Source organism: Ruegeria sp. CDSC002 (assembly GCF_059610905.1).
In genome coordinates, this window is record NZ_JBXWOM010000013.1 from 106,041 (window position 1) to 129,215 (window position 23,175).

General features: G+C 57.6%; 19 protein-coding genes and 1 tRNA gene. 12 read left to right on the forward strand and 8 right to left on the reverse strand.

Features of this window, described 5'->3' with window-relative positions:
* Nucleotides 1-258: 258 nt before the first annotated feature.
* Complete coding sequence (locus AC2FJE_RS20445) at nucleotides 259-2,073, reverse strand: extracellular solute-binding protein (RefSeq protein ID WP_496754219.1); 1,815 nt, start codon at nucleotides 2,071-2,073, stop codon at nucleotides 259-261.
* 293 nt (nucleotides 2,074-2,366) lie between these two features.
* Between AC2FJE_RS20445 and AC2FJE_RS20450 the strand changes: the two genes are divergently transcribed.
* Together AC2FJE_RS20450 and AC2FJE_RS20455 are read left to right on the forward strand one after the other, a co-directional pair.
* Nucleotides 2,367-3,140 carry a 3-hydroxybutyrate dehydrogenase gene (locus AC2FJE_RS20450; protein ID WP_282118313.1) on the forward strand — a complete coding sequence of 258 codons (774 nt, stop codon included), beginning with the start codon at nucleotides 2,367-2,369 and terminating at the stop codon, nucleotides 3,138-3,140.
* Nucleotides 3,141-3,204: 64 nt separating this feature from the next.
* Nucleotides 3,205-4,230, forward strand: coding sequence for a patatin-like phospholipase family protein (locus AC2FJE_RS20455; protein ID WP_496754214.1), 1,026 nt, complete (start codon nucleotides 3,205-3,207; stop codon nucleotides 4,228-4,230).
* Here AC2FJE_RS20455 and AC2FJE_RS20460 read toward each other — a convergent pair whose 3' ends face one another.
* The 4 genes from AC2FJE_RS20460 to AC2FJE_RS20475 form a co-directional block, all read right to left on the reverse strand.
* Nucleotides 4,231-4,908 carry a DUF502 domain-containing protein gene (locus AC2FJE_RS20460; protein ID WP_113790156.1) on the reverse strand — a complete coding sequence of 226 codons (678 nt, stop codon included), beginning with the start codon at nucleotides 4,906-4,908 and terminating at the stop codon, nucleotides 4,231-4,233.
* Nucleotides 4,909-4,975: 67 nt separating this feature from the next.
* Complete coding sequence (locus tag AC2FJE_RS20465; RefSeq protein ID WP_496761410.1) at nucleotides 4,976-5,890, reverse strand: pseudouridine-5'-phosphate glycosidase; 915 nt, start codon at nucleotides 5,888-5,890, stop codon at nucleotides 4,976-4,978.
* Nucleotides 5,887-6,780 carry a PfkB family carbohydrate kinase gene (locus tag AC2FJE_RS20470; protein ID WP_496761412.1) on the reverse strand — a complete coding sequence of 298 codons (894 nt, stop codon included), beginning with the start codon at nucleotides 6,778-6,780 and terminating at the stop codon, nucleotides 5,887-5,889. Before AC2FJE_RS20470 ends, AC2FJE_RS20465 begins: the two co-directional genes overlap by 4 nt.
* Nucleotides 6,781-6,834: 54 nt before the next feature.
* Entirely contained in the window at nucleotides 6,835-7,455 is a 621-nt protein-coding gene (locus AC2FJE_RS20475) for a thiamine phosphate synthase (RefSeq protein ID WP_282151322.1), read from the reverse strand.
* Between the two features lie 153 nt (nucleotides 7,456-7,608).
* On the opposite strand from AC2FJE_RS20475, the gene AC2FJE_RS20480 reads away from it, so the two are divergent.
* The 4 genes from AC2FJE_RS20480 to AC2FJE_RS20495 all read left to right on the forward strand — a co-directional run bounded on the left by AC2FJE_RS20480 (nucleotide 7,609) and on the right by AC2FJE_RS20495 (nucleotide 12,382).
* Nucleotides 7,609-8,352 carry an RNA methyltransferase gene (locus AC2FJE_RS20480; RefSeq protein ID WP_058271931.1) on the forward strand — a complete coding sequence of 248 codons (744 nt, stop codon included), beginning with the start codon at nucleotides 7,609-7,611 and terminating at the stop codon, nucleotides 8,350-8,352.
* A gap of 62 nt (nucleotides 8,353-8,414) precedes the next feature.
* Nucleotides 8,415-9,560, forward strand: coding sequence for a heme A synthase (gene ctaA, locus AC2FJE_RS20485; protein ID WP_496754210.1), 1,146 nt, complete (start codon nucleotides 8,415-8,417; stop codon nucleotides 9,558-9,560).
* 5 nt (nucleotides 9,561-9,565) lie between these two features.
* On the forward strand, nucleotides 9,566-11,035 hold the full coding sequence (locus AC2FJE_RS20490) for a carboxypeptidase M32 (protein WP_496761414.1): 1,470 nt from the start codon (nucleotides 9,566-9,568) through the stop codon (nucleotides 11,033-11,035).
* Nucleotides 11,036-11,209: 174 nt separating this feature from the next.
* A complete protein-coding gene (locus AC2FJE_RS20495; RefSeq protein ID WP_496761416.1) occupies nucleotides 11,210-12,382 on the forward strand; it encodes a DsbA family protein in 1,173 nt (390 codons plus the stop codon).
* A gap of 54 nt (nucleotides 12,383-12,436) precedes the next feature.
* Here the strand turns inward: AC2FJE_RS20495 and gyrA are convergent, their stop codons facing one another.
* The gene (gene gyrA, locus AC2FJE_RS20500) at nucleotides 12,437-15,166 is read right to left on the reverse strand and encodes a DNA gyrase subunit A (RefSeq protein WP_282118322.1); all 2,730 of its coding nucleotides are present in this window, start codon (nucleotides 15,164-15,166) and stop codon (nucleotides 12,437-12,439) included.
* A gap of 193 nt (nucleotides 15,167-15,359) precedes the next feature.
* Here gyrA and AC2FJE_RS20505 point away from each other — a divergent pair, with 193 nt between their 5' ends.
* Both AC2FJE_RS20505 and AC2FJE_RS20510 read left to right on the forward strand, forming a co-directional pair.
* The gene (locus tag AC2FJE_RS20505; protein ID WP_058271768.1) at nucleotides 15,360-15,629 is read left to right on the forward strand and encodes an usg protein; all 270 of its coding nucleotides are present in this window, start codon (nucleotides 15,360-15,362) and stop codon (nucleotides 15,627-15,629) included.
* A 91-nt stretch (nucleotides 15,630-15,720) separates the two neighbouring features.
* On the forward strand, nucleotides 15,721-16,416 hold the full coding sequence (locus tag AC2FJE_RS20510; RefSeq protein WP_496754204.1) for a lipid-binding SYLF domain-containing protein: 696 nt from the start codon (nucleotides 15,721-15,723) through the stop codon (nucleotides 16,414-16,416).
* Here the strand turns inward: AC2FJE_RS20510 and AC2FJE_RS20515 are convergent, their stop codons facing one another.
* Nucleotides 16,417-17,370, reverse strand: a complete 954-nt coding sequence (locus tag AC2FJE_RS20515; RefSeq protein WP_282118325.1) for a radical SAM protein — start codon at nucleotides 17,368-17,370, stop codon at nucleotides 16,417-16,419.
* 161 nt (nucleotides 17,371-17,531) lie between these two features.
* On the opposite strand from AC2FJE_RS20515, the gene zwf reads away from it, so the two are divergent.
* The 4 genes from zwf to AC2FJE_RS20535 all read left to right on the forward strand — a co-directional run bounded on the left by zwf (nucleotide 17,532) and on the right by AC2FJE_RS20535 (nucleotide 23,078).
* Nucleotides 17,532-18,986, forward strand: a complete 1,455-nt coding sequence (gene zwf / locus AC2FJE_RS20520) for a glucose-6-phosphate dehydrogenase (RefSeq protein WP_496754201.1) — start codon at nucleotides 17,532-17,534, stop codon at nucleotides 18,984-18,986.
* Entirely contained in the window at nucleotides 18,983-19,654 is a 672-nt protein-coding gene (gene pgl / locus AC2FJE_RS20525) for a 6-phosphogluconolactonase (protein ID WP_496696534.1), read from the forward strand. The genes zwf and pgl overlap by 4 nt, the downstream gene beginning before the upstream one ends.
* Nucleotides 19,655-19,659: 5 nt before the next feature.
* Nucleotides 19,660-21,273, forward strand: a complete 1,614-nt coding sequence (gene pgi / locus AC2FJE_RS20530) for a glucose-6-phosphate isomerase (RefSeq protein WP_472723858.1) — start codon at nucleotides 19,660-19,662, stop codon at nucleotides 21,271-21,273.
* Between the two features lie 185 nt (nucleotides 21,274-21,458).
* Complete coding sequence (locus AC2FJE_RS20535) at nucleotides 21,459-23,078, forward strand: long-chain-fatty-acid--CoA ligase (RefSeq protein ID WP_496754199.1); 1,620 nt, start codon at nucleotides 21,459-21,461, stop codon at nucleotides 23,076-23,078.
* Between the two features lie 20 nt (nucleotides 23,079-23,098).
* On the opposite strand, the gene AC2FJE_RS20540 is transcribed toward AC2FJE_RS20535, so the two are convergent.
* A tRNA-Asn gene (locus AC2FJE_RS20540) sits at nucleotides 23,099-23,173 on the reverse strand.
* Nucleotides 23,174-23,175 lie beyond the last annotated feature (2 nt).

The window sequence follows — 23,175 nt, forward strand, 5'->3', positions numbered from 1 at the left end:
TGTGCTGCGCACCGGACGAAGAGTTACGTTTTGAATTTCAAAGCAATAATCAATTCGTGCAGCGCACTGCAGTATATGTACAAGCTATATCGCCAAAGCCCGTTCAGTAAAGCTTTTTGTGTGAGTTTTTTTAGGGAACACTTAACGTAGGGGCAGTTGCAACATGTCGGCGCGGCGGAAATTCGACCCGCAATATGCGGTGCCATATGGCTGTGTGCCGTTTTCCGCCTACGTCCTTTTGGAGCCGCGCGTGAACGGTTACTCTTCGTACCACCAAACCTGCGGCATGTACTCGGGCCCATCGCCATAGATCGGCAAGTTTTCCGGCTGCTTGAGTTCCTTGGCGTGGGCGATCCGGCCTACATCAAAGTTCCAGATCGGAATGACATAGCGCCCGGCGGTCAACACACGATCAAGCGCGCGCGTTGCAGCGACGAAATCCTCATGACTTTCCGATGCCAACATGGCGTCAATCATTCCGTCCACAGCGGGTGAAGCCACCCCCATCAGGTTGCGCGTGCCCGGAGTATTCGCGTTTTCGCTGCCCCAGTACAGGCGCTGCTCGTTGCCGGGTGACAGGGACAACGCACGACGGAAATAGGTCATGTCGAAATCCAGCTCGGATGTACGGCTGGTGAACTGGGCGCTGTCGACCTGTTCCGTGCTCACCGCGATGCCAAGACGTTCCAATGCGCGCGTGTAGATCTCGATTGCCGTTTCGCTTTCTGTGTCGCCCTGTTGCAGCAACACGGTCAGAGTAAAGGCATCCCCGTTTTCGTTACGCAGCACGCCGTCCTGGATGGTCCAGCCCGCCTCAGCCAACAGTTTGGTTGCAGCACGGATGTTTGAGCGGTTGCGGGCCGATCCGTCACTTTCCGGCAAGGTATAGCCTTCAAGCGTTCCGGGGGGCAGGTCGTCCTTGAATTCCAATAGCAGCTCTTCGACGCGATCACTTGCCGGGCCGGGCTGCATCGCAAGGTCCGAGCCCGAGAAATAGGATGAGATACGCGGCTGCGCGTTACCGGTAATCGTGTCGTTGATGAACTCGAAATTGAATGCCAGTGTCAGCGCCTCGCGGACACGCCAGTCGGCAAACGGCGCTTTGCGGGTGTTCATGACAAACCCGGTCATGCCCGAAGGCTTGCCGTGTGGGATCTCGGTCTTGACCACATCTCCACGCTGGACGGCCGGGAAATTGTATTGGTTCGCCCATTTGTCGGCATTGAATTCACGTACCGCAGTCAGTTCACCGGCTTTGAAGGCCTCAAACAGAACTGTGCCGTCGCCGTAAAACTCGATCCGCATTTCGTCCAAATTCATGGTGCCTTTACGGAAGGGAATATCAGTGCCCCAATAATCCGGGTTCCGCTTGAGGTTCACGTATCTACCGGCCTCATAGCTGTCGACGATGTAGGGCCCGGTTCCGACCGGAATGTCATGCAACCCGGCATTGGCAAAATCTTTACCTTCCCACTGGGCTTTCTGCAGGATCGGGCGCAGGCCTGCAATCAGGGCAAGCTCGCGGTCGGGCTCGTTGAAGGTGATGCGCACCGTGCGGGGACCGGTCTGTTCGATACTGTCTATCTTGCCCCACAACCCGCGATATCGCAGGTGGCCTTCGGTGCCTAAAGTCTCATACGACCAGATGACATCATCCACTGTGACTGGTGTACCATCCGAGAATTCGGCGTTCTCACGCAGGGTGAATTCGACCCAGGACCGGTCCGGCGCTGTCTCAACTGATTCGGCTAACAGCCCGTAAAGAGTGAAAGGTTCGTCCCAGGATCGACCCATCAGGCCCTCATGGGTCCAAAATCGCAATTGCCAGGGCGAGCTGCCTTTTTGCACGAACGGGTTCAAACTGTTATAGCCGCCCGTATTTCCGAACACGACTTTTCCGCCTTTTGGCGCGTCCGGATTTGCGTAGGGCAGGGACACAAAATCCGGTGGTAAGGCGGGGTCACCATACATAGCTATGCCATGGGTCGATTCTGCATAAGCAATTGACGTGCTCAAAAGTGCAGTGATTCCCGCGATCAATGGGCGAACGGGGCGTAGAAAATCGGGGCTCATTTTGGAAACAATCCTGCTCTGGCCTTATTTTGTTGGGATTCATCGTAGCTATGATTTTTCTTGTTTTCAAACTTTTAGCTTGGACGAACACAAGAAATTGCTTATAAAGGATGCACTGCTCGATAGGTTTCTTGCCTGTATGAAACCTGCCTCAATAACTTAACGCCCGCTTCGTGCGGGCGTTTTTTTTGTCCGGATCTGACGTAGGATGCGTCGCCCGAATGTTTCCCCGTTTTCTTTGCAGCTGCAGCATGGCACTGTGTCGCCAAAGTTGACTTTGTGGGAGTTCGGCCATGAGCCTTTCGGGAAAAACAGCCATTATCACCGGATCGAATTCAGGGATCGGATTAGGCGTCGCGCGCGAGCTGGCGAAGGCCGGGGCTAACGTGGTGCTGAATTCATTTACCGACCGCGACGAAGATCATGCGCTGGCCGCTGAGATTTCGAAAGAGACCGGGACCAGCGCACGCTATATCAAGGCGGACATGTCTAAGGGTGAAGAATGCCGCGCGCTGATCGAAAAGGCGGGGGCATGTGATATTCTGGTGAACAACGCGGGCATTCAGCATGTTGCGCCGGTTGATCAATTTCCGGTCGAAAAGTGGGATGCGATCATCGCGATCAATATGAACTCGACTTTTCATACGATGGCCGCCGCTTTGCCAATGATGCGCAAGGCCGGGTGGGGACGTATTGTGAATATCGCCTCGGCTCATGGGTTAACGGCGTCTCCGTTCAAGGCGGCCTATGTCGCGGCAAAGCACGGCGTGGTTGGTATGACCAAAACCGTGGCGCTGGAGACCGCGCAGGAGCCAATCACATGCAACGCGATCTGCCCGGGATACGTCCTGACACCATTGGTCGAGGCACAGATCCCAGGCACCATGAAGGAATACGGCATGAGCCGTGAGGACGTGATCAAGAACGTGATGCTTGAACGGCAACCTTCGAAAGAATTCGCAACGGTCGAGCAATTGGGTGGCACCGCGATCTTCCTATGCTCAGATGCGGCAGCGCAGATCACCGGGACCACGATCTCGGTCGATGGCGGTTGGACAGCGTTGTGAGTTTTGACGGGGGCGCTGCCCCCGTACCCCCGGAGTATTTTGGAAAAGATGAAGGGGCAGGACGGTGAAACGGATCAATCTGGCTTTGCAGGGTGGCGGCGCGCACGGTGCCTTTACCTGGGGCGTTCTGGACAGGCTGCTGGACGAAGAGGATATCGACGTCGCAGCCATCACTGGGACCTCGGCCGGGGCGCTGAATGGCGCTGCGTTCAAATCCGGGATGGTGCACAACGGACGCGACGGCGCGCGGGCTTGTCTGGACGGGCTATGGGCACGGATGGGTGCGGTGGGGGATATGCGCCTTGCCAACTGGATGCAGGCGCTGGAGCCTGCGCAGATTGCCCAGTCGATGGAGTATTCACTGCCATTCTCGGTTGGTGACGCCTGGTCGCGAATGGTGTCGCCTTATGCCTATGGTCCTTTTTACCGCAATCCTCTGGAACCGGTTGTGGATCGGTTCAACTTTGATGAGATTTGCACGGATCAAGGACCCCAGTTGTTTGTTTGCGCGACCTGTGTACGCAGCGGTAAGATCCGGGTGTTCACCGGGGAAGAGATTTCAACGGATGCCATTTTGGCCTCGGCCTGCCTGCCGAGCCTGTTTCAGGCCGTCGAGATATTTGACCCCAGCTCGGGCCGGACCGAGGCATATTGGGATGGTGGTTACACTGGAAACCCGGCGCTTTATCCTTTGTTTAACAGTGATTTGCCTGAAGACGTCGTGGTCGTGAACATCAACCCGCTTGAGCGTGATGAGGTGCCAAAAACTCCGCAGCAGATCCAGAACCGGATCAATGAGATCAGCTTTAACTCATCCCTGTTTCGCGAGCTGCGGGCGATCAACTTTGTTCAGCGTCTGTTGGCGGACGGCAAGCTGACGGCCGGAGAGATGAGCCGCGTATTTGTCCACATGATTGCGGATGACGAATTGATGAATGATTTGTCTGTGGCGACCAAGACGGTTCCCAACCCTGTGATCCTGCACAAGCTGAAGGAAGCCGGGCGCGCCGCGGCGCATCGGTTCATCGGCGATCACAAAGCTGATCTTGGCGCACGCAGCACCGTCGACCTGCCCGAGATGTTTGGCTGATCACTCGGGCGGCTGCGTCGGGTCTTTTTCGTTGGGATAAACAAGGCCTGCGGAAATCACCAGCTTTGCGGCGTCCTCGATTGTCATATCCAACAGGATCACATCCTCGGCCGGGAAGAACAATAGGAAGCCAGAGGTCGGGTTGGGCGTGGTCGGGACGAAGACACCTAGCAGTTCACCCCCGGTTTCAGCCCGCTCGCTGACTTCGCCTTTTGCCGCGGTAGAGACGAAACCAATCGCCCAGATACCGCGGCGCGGGTATTGGATCAGGCAGGCTTTTTCGAACGACCGTTCAGTCTGGGCAAACACCGTTTCCGAGATCTGCTTGATCCCCGAATAGACAGACCGGACAACGGGCATCCGGCTGACAAGACTTTCGGCAATTTGGATCAGGGACCGGCCCAGAATACCTTTGGCGATCCATCCTACCAGAACAGTGAAGATCAGGAAGATGACAACGCCGACGCCCCGCAGGTTGATGCCCACGTATTCCTGCGGCTGGAACCGTTGTGGAATTATGGGCAGAACCGCACTGTCGATCCAGCCGACCACGGACCAGATCAGCCAAATGGTCAGCCACACAGGCGCAATCACGACGATGCCCGTCAGGAATGACGCGCGCAGTCGCGAAAACAGGCCCGGGCGGCGTTGTGGTTCTTCGTCAAATGGCGTGTTCATTGCGGTCCTGAGCGGTTTTCTGCCAAATTAGTTAAGCAGTTGGGTGCCTTGGTACAATAGGCTTATGTCAATCGGTTCGGTCGGACAGCGCTCGAGCAATTCCGGCCGCCAGTCGTGCGTTATTACGAACCAGAGCAATATTGGCCGTCAGCGAACGCCCTTCGGTCTGCTCGTAAATCCGTTGCAGTAGGTAGGGCGTGACGCCCTTGCCGCTGATCCGGTGTGTATCTGCGTCGGCCTGTGCTGATGCAATGATGGGTGCCAGTTCTTCGGCCGGGATCTGATCGGCAGTCGGGATCGGGTTGGCGACCAACTGACCACCAGGCAGGCCAAGCGCGCGGCGCGTTGCGTGGGCCGTGGCGATGTCTTCGGCGCTGTCCATACGCAGGGGCGCGGCATAAGGAGATTTGGCCGACCAGAAGGCCGGGAATTCGTCCTGCCCGTAGGCGATGACAGGAACGCCCAGCGTTTCCAGAACCTCGAGCGTTTTTGCCAGATCGAGGATGGCCTTTGCGCCTGCAGCGACAACCGTAACCGGGGATTGCGCCAGCTCATGCAGATCGGCTGAGATATCAAAGGTCGTCTCGGCACCCTGATGCACGCCGCCGATGCCACCGGTGGCAAACACTTCGATCCCGGCATAATGCGCGGCGATCATCGTGGCCGCGACCGTGGTCGCGCCAGTGCCGCCGGTTGCCATGCAGGCGGCCATATCTGCGCGGGACAGCTTGGCGACGCCCTGCGCCTGACCCAGTGCTTTCAGCTCATCCGCCTCAAGGCCCACATGCAGTTTGCCTTTGATCACGGCCATGGTTGCTGGAACTGCACCCGCGTCGCGGATATCCTGTTCAACCTGTGCCGCAACCTCGATGTTCTGAGGGTAGGGCATCCCGTGGGTGATGATGGTGCTTTCCAGCGCAACGATGGGCTGGCCTGCGTCCTTGGCGGCGCGGACCTCGGCGGAATATTGAATGTCGATCACAGTGGGGTTTCTCCGGATACGTAAGTTGCGGCGGCGTTCAGCGCGCGGATCAGGGCCTCGGCGCTGGATGCTCCGTCGGATTCTGAGGCGATGTGGGCCGCCATAAAAGTGTCGCCTGCGCCGGTTACGCGGGTAACCAGAACGGACGGGGGTGTTTGGGTCAGGATTTCATCCGCATTACCAACCGTGGCCGAGCTTCCGCCGTCGGTGACCAACACCCGCAGCGCGCCGCGATCCAGCAGGCCTTTGGCGGCGCTTTCGGAATCCTTGAATTCACGCTGACACAGGATGCCGGCTTCTTCGAGGTTCACATACAGCGTTGCACGCGCATGTTTCAGGAACGGCAGCAAGCGTTCGGCTTTACCGGGCGAGGCCGGTGCGACACGCAGATCGGCGCGCGCAAAGGCGGGGCTTTGGGCGATTTCCTCAAGCAAGTTCAGAGTCAGATTGCCGTCCAGCGCGATAGGTCCTTCAAACGGCTCGTTTTCGTATCCTAGCGGCCCGTGCATCAGTGGACGCAGGATTTTGGCACCCGCGGCCTCAAGCGAATGCGCGTCGGCAATGGCCGCAATCAGGCCGTTGGCCCCTTCGACCGCCATGTAACGGTCGGTCGGCAAATCCTGTGAACGGTAAATGTGATCCGTCACCATGCCCAGCCGGGAACACGCATTTGCCAACTCATCGCCCTCAGGATCGCGCCCGATGGCGGTCAGCAGGGTGGGGGTCATGCCAAAACGCACCAGTGTCATGGCGATGTTCATGGCCACGCCACCCGGTAGGCGGGTGATCCGCCCCGGCACGTCCGACCCTTGCCGCATGGCGCTGGCGGACCGGCCAATCACGTCCCAAAGAACCGATCCGATACAAAGGATGTCGCTGTTTTGTGTCATGTCGTCGTCATGCCGCAGCCCCGGCGTAGGTGCAAGCGTTAACGCTCGCACCGATCAGCGCATCGCGTCGGTCAGCCCCTTCAGCGCGGCCAGAGGGTCATCCTGTGACCAGATCTCGTCCCCGATACCGAAAAAATCGGTGCAGGGGGTCAGATCGCGAACCAGGTCGGGGTTCAGGCCACCCTCGGCAACGACCGGAACTTCGATCGTCTCAGACCACCACTGGAACAGATCCATTTCGGCGATTGTGCCATCACCCAGCGTTGACGCGCCCACTGGTCCAAAGGCGACATAGTCCGCACCGGCCTCGCCAGCCGACATGCCGTCATGGCTGGACGCACCGCAAAAGCTGCCAACGATGGCTTCCGCGCCCAATTCCTTTCGTGCAAACCGGACCGAGCGCGCGGCGTCATCCAGATGCACCCCGTCCAGCCCCAACCGCTGCGCCAGCAGAACATGGTTCGAGATCACCAGTGCCACATCGCGCGCATGGGCAACCTCACGGCAGGCATCCGCCGCACGGGCGATCGTGTCTTCATCTCCACCAGCCAGCGCCAATCGGATACAGGCGATCTCTGCCCCGTCCAACACGCTGGCCAAACGGTTCGTAAAGGTGCTCAGTTCGATGGTCGGTGGCGTAATCAGGTAAATCTGCGGCTGCTCGGGGGTGTCCATTGGCGCGTCCTTCGCTTTCAGTCTTTTGCGCGGTTTAGCGGATTGCGGCGGGGAAGCAAACTTTTATGCTGGTTTCCGGCCCAAATGAAGGCGCGGATGGCTTGCCCTGCCTGTGCGCGCAGATTAGAGCAGGCGGAACTTTCGGAGACAGCCATGCCCAGTGATAAATCTCAGCCCTCATTCGTGCTTGTGCGCCCGCAGATGGGTGAAAACATCGGTGCCGCCGCGCGGGCGATGTGGAATTTCGGGCTGGATCGGATGCGGATCGTAGCACCTCGGGACGGATGGCCGAACCCCAAGGCTGTGGCGATGTCCAGCGGCGCCGGGCGTCTGTTGGATGAGGCGCAGCTGTATGACGATCTGGCCGGTGCGCTATCCGACAGCACTTTTGTTTTTGCGACGACGGCGCGGCAGCGTGGATTGACAAAGCCGGTCTACAGCCCGGAACGCGCAATGCAATTGGCTGCCGAAAAGGTTGCTGCTGGTGAAAAGGTCTGTGTTCTGTTTGGCCCGGAACGCGCAGGGCTCGAAAACGAAGACATCGCTAAGGCAAACGCGATCATCTCGGTTCCGGTAAACCCGGAATACGCCTCGCTAAACCTTGGGCAGTGCGTGTTGCTGACCGCCTATGAGTGGATGCGCCAAACCGGCGATGTGGTTCATGAGGCCACCGATCTGGGCAAGGGCGACTGGGCCACGGGTATCGAGGTCGAGAAACTGGTCGAACACTATGAAGACCGGCTGGAAGAAGCGGGCTTCTTCTACCCACCGGAAAAGGCCGAAGGCATGAAGACCAATCTGCGTAATCTGTGGTCCCGTATGCGGATGACCCGGTCCGATGTGCAGATGTTGCACGGGATAATGCGTCAGATGGTCCGCTGGAAAGACAAAGGCTGAGGCTGGACCTATGTTCCGCTTCACCCTAGCTTGCGACAAAATCCAAGGCACAAGAGGACAGCATGAGCGGTAAGCGCAGCATCTTCGAAGACGTCTCAGACACTGAAAAACAACAAGCCGTTCAACCGGGTATGATCGATCGTGGCCGCGGGGGTGCGCGCAAGGCCATTCGCGCCTGGCTGATGATCCTGTTTGCGCTGGTGGTCGTCATGATCGCTGTGGGCGGGCTGACCCGCCTGACTGACAGCGGGTTGTCGATCACCGAGTGGCGGCCGATTACCGGGGCCATCCCGCCGATGAATGAGGCGGACTGGCAAGCCGAGTTCGACAAATACAAGCAAATCGACCAGTGGCGCATTCAGAACCAATGGATGGAGCTGGGTGACTTCAAATCCATCTACTGGTGGGAATGGGGCCATCGTCAGCTAGGGCGCGTGATTGGGCTGGTCTGGGCTCTTGGCTTCTTTGGCTTCCTTATCGCGCGGAAAATACCAACCGGCTGGACCGGTAAGTTGTTGATTCCGGGCCTTTTGGGCGGTGTTCAGGGTGCAGTCGGTTGGTGGATGGTCGCCTCGGGCGTGACACAGGGCGAGGGGATGATTGCTGTGGCCAGCTATCGTCTGGCGATTCATCTGGGGCTGGCTTTTGTAATTCTCGGCTTCCTTGCATGGTACATCTTTGAGCTGGGCCGCGACGAACGTGACCTGATGCAGGCCCGACGCGCCAAAGAGGCGAAATTGTTCTCGCTATCCACCGGGTTGATGCATTTCGCCTTTTTGCAAATACTCATTGGTGCGCTTGTCGCCGGGATCGACGCCGGGCGGTCTTATACCGATTGGCCGCTGATCGGTGGTCAGCTTCTGCCGCCTGACATGACGATGCTCGAACCGATGTGGCGCAACTTCTTTGAAAGCCCGGGTCTGGTTCAGTTCATCCACCGTTGTGCGGGCTATCTGCTGTTCATCTTCGGCGTCGTCGTCTGGCGGCGCGGCAGCACTAGTGCACATCCGCAAACTCGCTTTGCCTTCAACGCGGCCTTCGCAGCGCTTTCGCTGCAGGTGGTGATTGGGATCGCGACCGTGATCTACGCAGCACCGTGGCAGATCGCCATCTTCCACCAGTTCATGGCCGTCGTCGTCTGGACCCTTATCCTGCGGGCGCGGTTCCTTACCACTTACCCTATAGCAACCTCTTTGCGCGGAGCCTGATACCGATGAGTGCTTATGACGATCTGATGGCATTTCAGCGCGAAACCTCGGCTCTCGGCGAAATTGCCGGGCGTTTGGGCTGGGATCAGGAAACGGTGATGCCGCGCGGCGCGGCCCCGCAGAGGGCCGAGGAAATGGCCGCGATTGAGGCTGTATTGCACAACCGCCGGTCCGACTCACGTGTGGCTGAATGGCTGGAACAAGCCGACCCTCAGGACCAGGTCGGTCAGGCGCAATTGCGCGAAATCCGCCGGTCCTATGAACGGACGGTCAAAGTGCCTGCTGAACTGGCAACGGCCATTGCGCGCGTAACATCTGCAGCACAGGGAACATGGGCCCAGGCCCGCGCAGACGAAGATGTTGCCGCTTTCCTGCCCGTGCTGGATGAGGTCGTGGCGCTAAAGCGTGAAGAAGGTGCTGCACTGGCGCAGGGTGGCAATATCTACGACGCGATGGTCGAGGATTATGAGCCTTACACGACGGGATCGCAAATCGCCGAAATCTTTGACCAAATGCGCCCGCGTCTGGTAGCACTGCGCGCCGCTGTTCTGGAAAAATCCGCACCTCAGGCATTGACGGGGAGTTTCGATGAGCTGAAACAGATGCAATTGTCGGAAAAACTGGCAACCACTTTCGGGTATGACCTGAATACAGGCCGCATCGACAAGGCCGTTCACCCGTTCAGCTCGGGCAGTGGATCGGATGTTCGGATCACCACCCGGACCAGTGAAAACGATCCGTTCAACTGTTTCTATTCGACAATCCACGAGGTAGGTCATGCCGCCTATGAACAAGGGATTGATCCGGCCTACGCCCTGACGCCTTTGGGGGGTGGCGTGTCGATGGGTGTGCACGAAAGCCAAAGCCGGATTTACGAGAACCAACTGGGCCGATCCCGTGCCTTTACCGGTTGGTTGTTTGGCCAAATGAAAGACGCGTTTGGCGATTTTGGCATCACCGACGCGGATACGTTCTATGCAACGGTCAACAGTGTTCACAACGGTTATATCCGCACCGAGGCGGATGAGGTGCAATACAACCTCCACATCATGCTGCGCTTTGATCTGGAACGCGCGCTGATGGCCGGTGACCTCCAAGTGGATGATCTTGAGGCCGCGTGGAACGACCGTTTCAAGGCGGATTTCGGATATGCGGTCGACAAACCTTCGAACGGATGTCTGCAGGATGTGCACTGGTCAGTGGGTCTGTTTGGTTATTTCCCAACCTATTCGCTGGGCAATGTCTATGCAGGATGCCTTTACCAAGCGTTGCGGAACGCTGTGCCAGAACTGGATGCGCAACTGGCAGCAGGTGACACGTCAGGCGCAACCGATTGGCTGCACGAGAATGTGCAGCAACATGGTGGGCTTTACGCTCCACGCGAGACCATTCAGCGTGCAAGCGGTATGGAACCCGGACCTGACCCGTTACTCGGGTATCTGGAACAGAAATTTGGCGGGTTATACGGGCTCTGAGGTCAGAAAACGTTTCGTCAAGTTGCCGTGTAGGTGCATTGGTTTTGACCTGAATGAGGGTAGGGTGGTTCGAACGGTTTTACCAAAGGAACCACCTTGTTCTTTGCAACACATGTCAAACCACACTTAGCGTCAATTCTGACCAGCAACACGCGCCTGGTGGCGCGTAGGCGCGTGCTGGAGGCAAAGCATCACGTGCTGAACCGCCCGCGCGTTGTCCATTATTTCCATGATGTTTCCGACCCATACTGTCACCTCACCGCACAGGTCTTGCAGCAGTTTCGAGACACCTATGATGTCGAGCTGCGCCCGCATCTGATTTCGGGCCCTCCGGCCGAGGCTTTGCCGGACCCGGCAGCATATCGGCAAAATGCCATCAAAGATGCGGCAAGCCTGGCCCGAAAGCTTGGTCTCAGCCCCCCTGAAGGCTCAGTTCCTGACGAGGCTTTCATTGCAGTTGCGGAAAAACAGATGGCAGCCGAACTGACGAACGATAGCTTTGTTAACAATGTCCGAGATATCAGCGAAGATCTTTGGTCGGGAAAGGGTTTTTCGTCTTCGGATCACCCCTTACCGGCTGCGCTGATCGAGGATGGCGACCAACAACTTTCCGATTTGGGTCACTATCTCGGCGGAACGTTTCACTACGATGGTGAATGGTATTGGGGCGTTGATCGTCTTCATTATCTCGAAGACCGGTTGCTGCACGCGGGTCTGGGAAGCGGGTCGTCACCGATAGTGTCTTTGCCTTCAGTGCAATTGGAACAAGAGAAGTCTCAGGATCAGGAGATTGAGTTCTTCTTTTCTTTCCGCAGCCCTTATTCGTATCTGGCATTTGACCGAGCTGTCGATTTGGCACGCCATTACAACGCACGACTGGTTCTGAGGCCGGTTTTGCCTATGTTGATGCGAGGCTTACCCGTCCCTCCACCCAAGTCCTCCTACATCCTTTATGATTGCGTGCGCGAAGCGCGGCGGTTGGGGATCCCATTTGGGCGTATCTGTGATCCTTTAGGCAAAGGGATCGAGCGTGGTTATGCCTTACTGGATTACGCCGAAGCGCAGGAAAAACTGCCTGAGTTCTGTTCCGCCTTCCTGCGCGGCGTCTGGTCAGAGGGTCTGAATGCTGCAACCGATCGGGGGCTTCGGATTATCGTCAAAAACGCGGGGTTGGATTGGCAGAGTGCGAAACCGAACGTTAGCTCAGATCGTTGGAGAGATCGGGTAGCGGTCAATCAGGACCGTCTGCAAGAGATCGGGTTGTGGGGTGTCCCAAGTTTCCGCGTCGCCGGGGAAAGTGTCTGGGGACAGGATCGCCTTTGGGCTGTTGAAGACCTTTTGATTTAAAAAAGGCGCCACACCCGAAAGTGTAGCGCCTGAATAGTGTTATGGATCAGTCGGTTACTCTTCCGCTTCGTCCTCGTCGCCCTGATCGGCAATCCAGGCGACGCTGACGACCACTTCGCCTTTGCCGGTGTTGAAGACCTTCACGCCACCGGCCGAGCGGGAACGGAACGAAATCCCATCAACCGGCACCCGTATCGATTGGCCTTTGGACGTCGCCAGCATGATCTGATCTTCCATATCGACCGGGAACGAGGCGACGAGTTCGCCACCACGCATCGCCTTGTCCATGGCGGCCACACCCATCCCGCCGCGTCCGCGTACAGGATAGTCGTGGCTGGAGCTCAGCTTGCCTGCGCCGCCCGCCGTGATCGTCAGGATCAGGTTTTCGGCCGCCGACATCTCGGCATACTTTTCCTGGTTGAAATCGCTGCTTGCTGCGGCTTCCTCGTCGTCACCAGCATCATCTTCGGTAAGCCCAGCAACCGCACGGCGCATTTTGAGGTAAGCCACACGATCTTCGGGGGTCGCTTCGAAGTGGCGGATCACCGACATCGAAACCACGCGGTCGCCATTGGACAGCCTGATACCGCGCACACCGGTGGATTCGCGCGAGTTGAACACCCGTACATCGGTGGTGCGGAAGCGGATTGCACGACCCGAATTGGTGACCAGCATCACATCTTCATCTTCTGAGCAGATGCGGGCGTTCACCAGCTCAACATCTTCGGGCAGCTTCATTGCGATCTTGCCGTTGCGCCGGACATTGGTGAAGTCTGACAAGCGGTTACGACGCACGTCGCCCGCGCTGGTGGCAAAGATGATCTGCAGATTTTCCCATTCTTCATCGGGTACATCCACCGGCATGATCGCGGCGATGGAAACACCGGTCGGGATCGGCAGGATGTTGACGATTGCCTTGCCCTTACCTGTGCGCCCTGACTGCGGTAGACGCCAGGTCTTGAGCTTGTAGACCATGCCATCCGTCGTGAAGAACAGCAGTTGCGTGTGTGTGTTGGCCACGAAGAGGTTGGTGACAACATCCTCTTCCTTGGTCTGCATCCCCGACAGGCCCTTGCCGCCGCGCTTTTGTGCGCGGAAATCGGCCAGCGGCGTACGCTTGATGTAGCCGCCCGACGTGACGGTCACGACCATATCCTCACGTTCGATCAGGTCCTCGTCTTCCATGTCGCCGGACCAATCGACGATCTCGGTGCGACGGGGCACGGCAAACTGTTCACGAACGCTGCGCAGCTCATCTCCGATGATCGACATGATGCGCTCTCGAGAGGACAGAATATCGAGGTATTCCTGGATCTTACCTGCCAGTTCTTCCAGCTCGTCCGTAACCTCTTTGACACCGATCTGAGTCAGTCGCTGCAGACGCAGGTCGAGGATGGCGCGGGCCTGAACTTCGGTCAGGTTATAGGTGCCGTCGTCGTTCATCTTGGACAGAGGATCGTCGATCAGGCGCAGATAACTTTCGATCTCAGCCGCGGGCCAGCGGCGGGTCATCAGCTTTTCACGCGCTTGCGCCGCGTCAGCGGATGACCGGATTGTGGCGACGACCTCATCAACGTTCGACACGGCCACGGCCAGGCCACACAGGATGTGGCTGCGTTCGCGGGCTTTGCGCAGGTCGTACGCAGTGCGACGGGCGACGACATCTTCACGGAAGTCAATAAAGGAGGTCAGGAACCGGCGCAGGGTCAACTGCTCTGGCCGGCCACCATTCAGCGCCAACATGTTGCAGCCAAACGAGGTCTGCATCGGCGAGAAACGGAAAAGCTGGTTCAAAACAACTTCGGGCGTCGCATCACGTTTGAGTTCGACCACGACACGCACCCCATTGCGGTCGGATTCGTCCTGAACGTGGCTGACGCCTTCGATGCGTTTTTCGCGAACGGCTTCGGCGATCTTTTCGATCATCGAGGCCTTGTTCACCTGATAGGGGATCTCGTCAACGACGATGGCGTAGCGGTCCTTGCGGATTTCCTCGACGCGGGTCTTGGAGCGGATTATGACGCTACCGCGCCCTTCCAGATAGGCTTTGCGCGCGCCGGAACGGCCCAACATCACACCACCGGTTGGGAAATCAGGGCCGGGGATATATTCGATCAGCTGTTCGGATGTCAGATCCGGTTCATCTATCAGCGCCAGCGTTGCGTCGATGACTTCGCCAAGGTTGTGCGGTGGGATGTTGGTTGCCATGCCGACGGCGATACCACCGGCACCGTTGACCAGCATGTTCGGGAAACGGGCGGGAAGAACCGTTGGTTCGCGGTCCTTGCCGTCATAGTTGTCCTGAAAATCGACCGTTTCTTTTTCAATATCGGCCAACAGAGATGCGGCGGGCTTGTCCATCCGCACTTCGGTATAGCGCATGGCCGCCGGGTTATCGCCGTCCATCGAGCCAAAGTTGCCCTGACCATCCAGCAGCGGCAGCGACATCGAGAAATCCTGTGCCATCCGCACCAGCGCGTCATAGATCGCGCTGTCACCATGCGGGTGGTACTTACCCATCACATCGCCAACCGGACGGGCCGATTTGCGGTATGACTTGTCGTGGGTATTGCCCGTCTCGTGCATGGCATAGAGGATGCGCCGGTGCACCGGTTTCAGGCCATCGCGCAGATCGGGGATCGCGCGGGACACGATGACCGACATCGCATAGTCCAGATAGGACGTGCGCATCTCGGATTCGATGGATACCGTCGGGCCGTCATATACGGGACGCTGGGGCGGTGTTTCATCCATGTTTTCTGGGGTTTCTGGCGTATCGCTCACGTAACCTGCCCGTTTATTGTGCTGGGTCTATATCTTGTGGATGTACCTTATCAGACCCGGCACATAAGGTGCAAGCAAGCAGCGCATTCTGGGCAAAAAACACCCGTAACACTGGGGTAACATATTGTTAACCAAGGGTTAGGTGGTTTCTGTGCTATGCTGAAGAGACCTTGCAACAATTTTGGAGGTCTGCATGGAGCAAAGCGAAACAGAACTGATGCTCAAGGGGTATGGGCTGACGACGGCCGAATTTTTTTATCACATGCCCGACTATATTCACGTGCTAAATACATTTATCTGGCAGGAATACGACCTTGCGCCGGATCATCCCAAACTATTCGATTTTATTGAATTCTGGCAGCGAGAGATCGAAGGACCGCTGCATTCCGTGCGGTTTACACATCGAAAAATGATCGCGCCCGGGGAATGGCGCAACGTGGTAGGCGAATTCCGAGTGAATTGACGCCCGGGCGCATCAGGCCCAAACCCATATACATTTCCGGTGCATCCGGTATCGTGGCGGCGAAGTCATTGGCCACAAGCGGAAACACGGAATGCCCAGAGTTTTATTGATTGCAGTTGCCATCTGCCTAGCCGGGCCGGTGTCGGCCGAAGGTGTCCTTGATAAAATCAAGAAGGGCGCTGAAAATACGGCTAATGCTGTCGGACGCGGGGCAGAAACCGTCGGGCAGACACTCGAAAAAGGGGCGAACGCGGTTGACGAAACCATCACGTCCACCTCTGATTTGCTGTCCAACGAGGCGACGCCCGAAGAGACACGCGCCAAGCTGGATGTTATGGCCGTCGATGTGTTGGCGCAGTTGCTTGCCGAAAATCCCGAAGCACAAGCGCTATATGATGTCAGTGCGGGATATGCTGCGTTCGATTCCCGCAAGGTGACAGTTTTCCCGGTGTCCGCAGGGTACGGGCGCGGTGTTGCCGTGAACAAAGACACTGGTCAGCACACCTACATGAATATGGGAACCGGCGGCGTGGGCGCGGCGATCGGTATCGGCGGGTTCGAGACCAAATTCGTGATCCTGTTTGAAACCCAAGCAGATTTGGACAGTTTTATCACGCAAGGTTACGACGCGACTGCGGAATCCGGCGCAATGTATGGAGATGAGCGCACCGATGAGACGCTCAGGTTCACAGACGGGCGGTCGTTTTTTGTGCTCAGCAAAAAGGGCTGGCGTGTTTCGGCTGGGGCGTCAGGCACAAAATACTGGAAATCGCCCGAGTTGAACTGATCAGCCCGAGCAGCTGGCGCCGCCCAGAACGCAGAACTTTGCGCAATGTGGGTGGTTGAGGTGCACGTCGGCCTCGGCCTCGGCCAGTGTGGTGCCCATTTCAAACTCAGGCTCGTACGGCAGTAGGGTACAGGCCAGAACGGCAGGCCGTTCTGCGCCTTTGCGTTTGACCACCATGCGGGCATTCGAACACATTACAGCCTCGGGTGGTTTATCCAGAATGCCCCAGCAAGCGGTTGTGATTTCGGGGACTTCGACAGTTTCGTCCATCTCGGGGAACAAAACGGTCTGGCCAGGATTCTGTGCGTCGATGTCAAAGCTGTGCTGCTTGAAGAACGCCTCATACCCGGCGCGGCTGTCGGCGTCGCTGTCACCCCAGACCGTGCGGCCTGCGATAGCGATATTGAACCCGTTGTCGCGCAACCACTCCATTCCAGTGATCGTCTTGTCAAAGCTGCCTTTTCCGCGTTCCTCGTCATGCAGTTCGGGGCGATAGTGGTCCACGGAAACTCGAAGTGTCAGCTTGTTTCCATAATTGCGCTTCAGATCCAGCAAACCCTCGCGCATCTTGCGGCGCATCATCGGGAGCATTGCATTTGTCAGGATCAAAACTTCATAGCCGCGTTCCAACGTTTCACGAGTCATGTCGATCATTTCCGGGTTCATAAAGGGCTCGCCCCCAGTGAACCCAATCTCACGCACCGGCCAGTCGCGTTCTTCGATCTGGTCCAAGTAGTCGCGCACCTCTTCGGTGGTGATATAGACCAGCGCGTCGTTGGTTGGACTACTGGCGATGTAGCAGTTGACGCATTCGATATTGCAAAGAGTGCCGGTATTGAACCACAACGTCTCGGGGTTTTTCAGCGCTACGGAAGCGCGGGTTTGCCCATCTGCTGTCACCAATTTGTTCTGAAACTTGCCGATATTGGCGGTCTGAGGCGCGTTGTCTTTCATTCCGGTATCCGGTTCTTTGAAGTTACTTCTGATGTAGCTGCTCGACTCGGATTAGTTAAGTCAGGCAAGTGCGACCTGACAGAGTTTTGATGATGGGGGATTTACGCTGACCGATTGCGCTAACATTGGACATGCCCGGCGGGGCAAGATAAGGAAAAACCATGGTTTCTCGCGTCATACCTGTTGATCCGTTCGATCTCGTCATTTTTGGCGGGACCGGCGACTTGGCGCAACGTAAGATTCTACCGGCCCTGTTTCGGCGCTTTTGTTCAGGGCAGTGGGCCGAAGGCGTCCAAATCATTGGCGCTGCGCGCACGGTCCACAATCGCGTGGGGTTTCAGGCAATGGTCGCCGAATCGCTGCGAACCCATGCTGCTGCGCAATGCCAGGACGAGGGCGCATTGCGCGCGTTTCTGGACCGCGTCGACTATGTGACACTCGACGGGTATTCGAATGAGGGCTGGGAACAGCTTGCCGACAAACTGAACCATGACCGGGTGCGGGCGTTCTATTTCTCGGTCGGTCCGCGCCTGTTCGGGCCTTTGGCCGAAAGGATCAAAGCGCATGATCTTGCAACGCCAAGCACGCGGATCGTCGTTGAAAAACCCTTTGGCCACGATCTGGAGAGTGCGCGGGCGTTAAACGCGACCTTGGCTGAGCATTTTCGGGAAAGCCAGATCTACCGGATCGATCACTATCTGGGAAAGGAAACCGTCCAGAACCTGATGGCCGTCCGCTTTGGCAATATGCTGTTCGAACCGCTGTGGAACAGCCAGTATGTCGATCACATCCAGATCACGGTGGCCGAATCCGTAGGTATCGACGGGCGGGAAGAGTATTATGAGCGCGCAGGTGCCATGCGCGACATGATGCAGAATCACCTGATGCAGTTACTGTGCCTAATCGCGATGGAGCCGCCGGCGAAGTTTGATCCGGATGCCGTGCGGGACGAAAAGCTCAAGGTTATTCGTGCCCTTGATCAAGTTGAACCGCACCACATCGTGCGTGGACAGTTCGATGGCCGCGGCGGCCGAAAAGGATACCGCGAAATTGTGGGCAACCCACGTTCGACCACCGAAAGCTATGTGGCGCTGCGGGCGCATATCAGCAATTGGCGTTGGGCGGGCACGCCGTTCTATCTACGCACGGGCAAACGTCTGGTTGCGCGGTCATCGGTGATCAATGTGATGTTTAAAGACGCGCCGCATTCAATTTTCGGCGAAGAGGCTGGACGCCACGCGAATGTCCTGTCGATCCGGCTGCAGCCGAACGAAGGAATAACGCTGAAGGTGACGATCAAGGAACCGGGCCCGGGTGGTATGCGCCTGGTCGATGTGCCCTTGGACATGAGTTTTGCCGAGGCGCTAGGGTCAGGAAATCAAGACCCCCCGGATGCATATGAACGGCTGGTCATGGACGTGATCCGGGGCAACCAGACACTGTTCATGCGCGGGGATGAGGTCGAGGCCGCATGGGCCTGGACCGACCCGATCATTGCCGGCTGGCACGCGCGCGGTGACGTACCAAAACCATACGAAAGCGGCAGCACAGGTCCGGGCGACGCCGAGCTGTTGATGAAACGAGATGGTCGCCGTTGGCAAGGAATAAACCCATGAAGATTCAGGAATATGCCGATCGCGACATGCTGGCGATTGACGTGGCAAACGCCTTGGCCGGAGAGTTGGAGGCTGCCTTGCTGCATCACGACATGGTTTCGTTGGCCGTGCCGGGCGGCACGACCCCCGGGCCGGTATTCGATGGCCTGTGCGCGGCTGATCTGGAATGGGACCGTGTGCGGGTTTTACCCACGGACGAACGCTGTGTTCCGGGTGATAGCGACCGTTCGAACGAACGGCTGATCCGGCAGCGCTTGCTGACAAACCGTGCTTCGGCTGCTCAATACGTGCCGCTGTATGTTGAAGGTAAAGAACCGGACGATGTCCTGCCGGAAATCGAATCCTTGATTACACCAGTCTTGCCGCTTTCGGTTCTGGTTCTTGGAATGGGCGAGGATATGCACACAGCTTCTCTGTTTCCGGGGATGGAGGGGCTTGAAGACGCGCTGGATAGTCACGCGCCACCGCTTGCAGTCGCCCGTCCCGAAACCCAGCCAGAGGCGCGGATCACGCTGACTGGCCCCGTGTTGGATGGAGCGCTATCCAAACACCTGATTATCTTTGGCGCCACCAAGCGCGATGCGTTGGATAAGGCCATGTCTCTGCCTCCGGAAGAGGCCCCGATCGCTGCCGCGCTGACCGGCATGACGGTTCATTGGGCGGAGTGACACAGATGCAGTTGGACCCGCTCAAAAATCTAGCATCCGAAGTGCAGGACGAGGCCATCCTCGGGCTGTTTGAAAGCGATCCGAACCGGGCTCAGACTTTTTCCGCGTCCACCGGAGATCTGCTGTTTGATTATTCCAAAACCCAGATCACAGATGACGTCCGAAAGGCCTTGATCGCGTTGTGTGATGAGGCTGGCCTGGCTTCGCGCCGCGCGGCGATGTTCGATGGTGAAAAGATCAACGAAACCGAAGGCCGTGCCGTTCTACACACAGCGCTGCGTAATCTGGATGGTGGCCCGGTTGAGGTCGATGGTCTGGACGTCATGCCTGATGTTCTGGACACTCTGCAACGGATGCGTGTCTTCGCAGAAGAGGTGCGCGGCGGGGCGGTCACCGGGGCAGGGGGCGCCTTTACCGATGTGGTCAATATCGGGATCGGTGGTTCGGATTTGGGCCCAGTGATGGCGACGCATGCGCTGTCCCCGTATCATGATGGACCAAGACTGCACTATGTCTCGAATGTGGACGGCGCACATATCGCCGATACGCTGCGCCAGCTTGATCCAACGCGGACACTGGTGATTGTTGCCTCCAAAACTTTCACGACCATCGAGACGATGACCAATGCCCGAACCGCGCGAGCTTGGATGGAAGATGGCGGCGGCGATCCGGGCAAGCAGTTTGCCGCCGTGTCCAGCGCGCTGGACAAAACCCAAGCCTTTGGTATTCCCCAAGAGCGCGTTTTCGGTTTTGCCGATTGGGTTGGCGGGCGCTATTCGGTCTGGGGCCCAGTGGGCCTGCCGGTAATGATCGCCGTAGGGTCAAATGCTTTTGACGCATTCTTGCGCGGCGGGCAGGCGATGGATGTACATTTCCGCGCCGCCGACTGGGTCGAAAATATGCCCGTTATGCTGGCATTGGTCGGCATTTGGCATCGTCAGGTTCTGGGCCACGCTAGCCGGGCCGTGCTGCCGTACGATCAAAGACTGCTGCGTCTACCCGCGTATTTTCAACAGCTCGAGATGGAATCGAACGGCAAATCTGTTGCCATGGACGGCAACACTCTGACCATTCCCTCGGGTCCCGTCGTTTGGGGTGAGCCGGGCACCAATGGGCAGCATGCATTTTATCAGTTGATCCACCAAGGCACCGACGTGATCCCCTGTGAGTTCATGGTTGCGGCCGAAGGGCACGAACCGGAATTGACCCACCATCACCGCCTGTTGCTGGCCAATTGCCTTGCGCAGTCCGAAGCTCTGATGCGCGGACGGTCGCTGGGTGAAGCACGGCAACGGATGGCGGAGAAGGGGCTGGAAGGGGACGAGCTGGAACGGCAAGCCCGTCACCGTGTTTTTCCGGGCAACCGTCCTTCGACAACGTTGATGTATCCAATGCTCACGCCGTTTGTTCTGGGCCAGATCATCGCGCTTTACGAACATCGTGTGTTTGTCGAGGGCGTCCTATTGGACATCAACTCGTTCGACCAGTGGGGCGTTGAGCTGGGCAAGGAACTTGCGACATCTCTCGGCCCGATCGTCGACGGAGAAGAAAGCGCGACTGGCAAGGACGGCTCGACCGCTGCCCTGGTTGCCTATGCAATGCGCCACCGCGATTATTAACGCGGTTTTTTGCAGTCTGCCGTGAAGGCAGGCTGCATTCTTTTATTGTCAGACAATTAAATGATTGGCAGGGTCTGTTCTTAGGGAACGCCCTGAACACTTTGCTTTGCGCACGCTGGCGAGTGGCATCAGGCAAGCAGACAGCACTGCCCAATAGAGGCGACGCTGATAATGGGAGGATGTCCATGCTGGGACAGATGATGACGCAGCCTTTGCTGATTTCGTCGCTGATTGATCACGCCGAACGCTATCATGGCCAGACCGAGATCTACTCGGTCGAAACCGATGGATCGGTCACCGAAACCACATGGGAGCAAGTGGCGCAAAACGCGCGAAAACTGGGATCAGCGCTGACCAAGCTGGGGTTGGAGCCGCAGGATCGAATTGGCACGTTGGCCTGGAACAACCGGCGACATCTGGAGATCTACTATGCCACCTCCGGCGCGGGTTTTGTGTGCCACACGGTGAACCCCCGGCTTTTCCCGGAACAGCTGACTTACATTATCAACCACGCCAAAGACCGGGTTCTGTTCTTTGATGCGACATTCATCCCTCTGGTCGCGGCCCTGCACGAACACCTGACCGAAGTGCGCCATTTCGTTTTGATGGGCCCACGGAATGAAGACGCCGTTGCCCAAATCCCTGGCGTCGCGTTCTATGATGACCTGATCGAAACTGGCGATGGCGATTTTCAGTGGCCGAGTTTCGATGAAAACACAGCGTCCAGCCTGTGTTACACCTCGGGCACGACGGGCAATCCCAAAGGCGTTCTGTATTCCCATCGTTCCACAGTCCTGCACAGTTTTGGATCGAACACGCGAGATGTCATAGGCTTTTCTGCTATGGATGTCGTGATGCCGGTGGTTCCAATGTTCCATGTCAACGCCTGGGGGTCGCCCTATGCCTGCGCCATGTCGGGTTCACGCATGGTGCTGCCCGGGCCGGGTCTACATGGCGAAGCACTGGTGAATCTGGTCGATACATATGGCGTGACGCTGGCAATGGGGGTTCCGACGATCTGGCAAGGCTTGCTGGCACATGCCGAGAAGTCAGGTAGCAAACTGGCCAGCTTGAACCGCACTGTGATTGGCGGTGCTGCGTGCCCGCCCTCGATGATCGAAACTTTCCGCGAGACCTATGGTGTCGATACGGTTCACGCCTGGGGCATGAGCGAGATGAGTCCGCTGGGAAGCACGAACAACCCACTGGCCAAACATCTGGACCTTCCGCCTGAAGAACAACACAAGCTGCGCGAAAGCCAGGGTCGTCCGCCCTATGGGGTCGAGTTGAAAATCGTCGATGATGACGGCAATGATCTGCCGCATGACGGCGTTACGCAGGGCGATCTGCTGGTGCGCGGTCATTGGGTGTTGGACAGCTATTTCCAAATGCAGGATGAAGACCTACTGCAGGACGGATGGTTCGCGACCGGAGACGTGGCAACGCTGGACCCCGACGGGTACATGACTATCCGCGACCGGTCCAAGGACATCATCAAATCCGGGGGCGAGTGGATCAGCTCGGTCGAGTTGGAAAACATCGCCGTAGCCCACCCGCAACTTGCCACTGCAGCCGTTGTTGGTGTGCCGCATCCCAAATGGGACGAACGCCCCTTGTTGGTGGCGGTCAAAGCCGAAGGCGCGGACCCGAGTGAAGCGGAGTTGCTAGCTTTCTTCGACGGTAAAATCGCCAAGTGGCAGGTGCCCGATAAGGTAGTATTTGTGGATGCATTGCCACTGAACGCGACCGGCAAGGTCCTAAAGCGCAACCTGCGCGCAGACTTCGAGAGTGCCTTGATCGGCTAAGCGCCTGATATTGTTGGAAATGGCTCCGGCGGTAGGGATCGAACCTACGACCAATTGATTAACAGTCAACTGCTCTACCGCTGAGCTACGCCGGAAC

Excerpts from the sequence above, each read along its gene's own strand:
- pgl (WP_496696534.1), top strand. The coding sequence starts at position 18,983 with ATGAAGATTCAGGAATATGCCGATCGCGACATGCTGGCGATTGACGTG.
- AC2FJE_RS20480 (WP_058271931.1), top strand. The coding sequence starts at position 7,609 with ATGCCCAGTGATAAATCTCAGCCCTCATTCGTGCTTGTGCGCCCGCAG.
- ctaA (WP_496754210.1), top strand. The coding sequence starts at position 8,415 with ATGAGCGGTAAGCGCAGCATCTTCGAAGACGTCTCAGACACTGAAAAA.
- AC2FJE_RS20505 (WP_058271768.1), top strand. The coding sequence starts at position 15,360 with ATGGAGCAAAGCGAAACAGAACTGATGCTCAAGGGGTATGGGCTGACG.
- zwf (WP_496754201.1), top strand. The coding sequence starts at position 17,532 with ATGGTTTCTCGCGTCATACCTGTTGATCCGTTCGATCTCGTCATTTTT.
- AC2FJE_RS20450 (WP_282118313.1), top strand. The coding sequence starts at position 2,367 with ATGAGCCTTTCGGGAAAAACAGCCATTATCACCGGATCGAATTCAGGG.
- AC2FJE_RS20515 (WP_282118325.1), bottom strand. The coding sequence starts at position 17,370 with ATGAAAGACAACGCGCCTCAGACCGCCAATATCGGCAAGTTTCAGAAC.
- AC2FJE_RS20490 (WP_496761414.1), top strand. The coding sequence starts at position 9,566 with ATGAGTGCTTATGACGATCTGATGGCATTTCAGCGCGAAACCTCGGCT.
- AC2FJE_RS20460 (WP_113790156.1), bottom strand. The coding sequence starts at position 4,908 with ATGAACACGCCATTTGACGAAGAACCACAACGCCGCCCGGGCCTGTTT.
- pgi (WP_472723858.1), top strand. The coding sequence starts at position 19,660 with ATGCAGTTGGACCCGCTCAAAAATCTAGCATCCGAAGTGCAGGACGAG.
- AC2FJE_RS20510 (WP_496754204.1), top strand. The coding sequence starts at position 15,721 with ATGCCCAGAGTTTTATTGATTGCAGTTGCCATCTGCCTAGCCGGGCCG.
- AC2FJE_RS20475 (WP_282151322.1), bottom strand. The coding sequence starts at position 7,455 with ATGGACACCCCCGAGCAGCCGCAGATTTACCTGATTACGCCACCGACC.
- AC2FJE_RS20470 (WP_496761412.1), bottom strand. The coding sequence starts at position 6,780 with ATGACACAAAACAGCGACATCCTTTGTATCGGATCGGTTCTTTGGGAC.
- AC2FJE_RS20535 (WP_496754199.1), top strand. The coding sequence starts at position 21,459 with ATGCTGGGACAGATGATGACGCAGCCTTTGCTGATTTCGTCGCTGATT.
- AC2FJE_RS20445 (WP_496754219.1), bottom strand. The coding sequence starts at position 2,073 with ATGAGCCCCGATTTTCTACGCCCCGTTCGCCCATTGATCGCGGGAATC.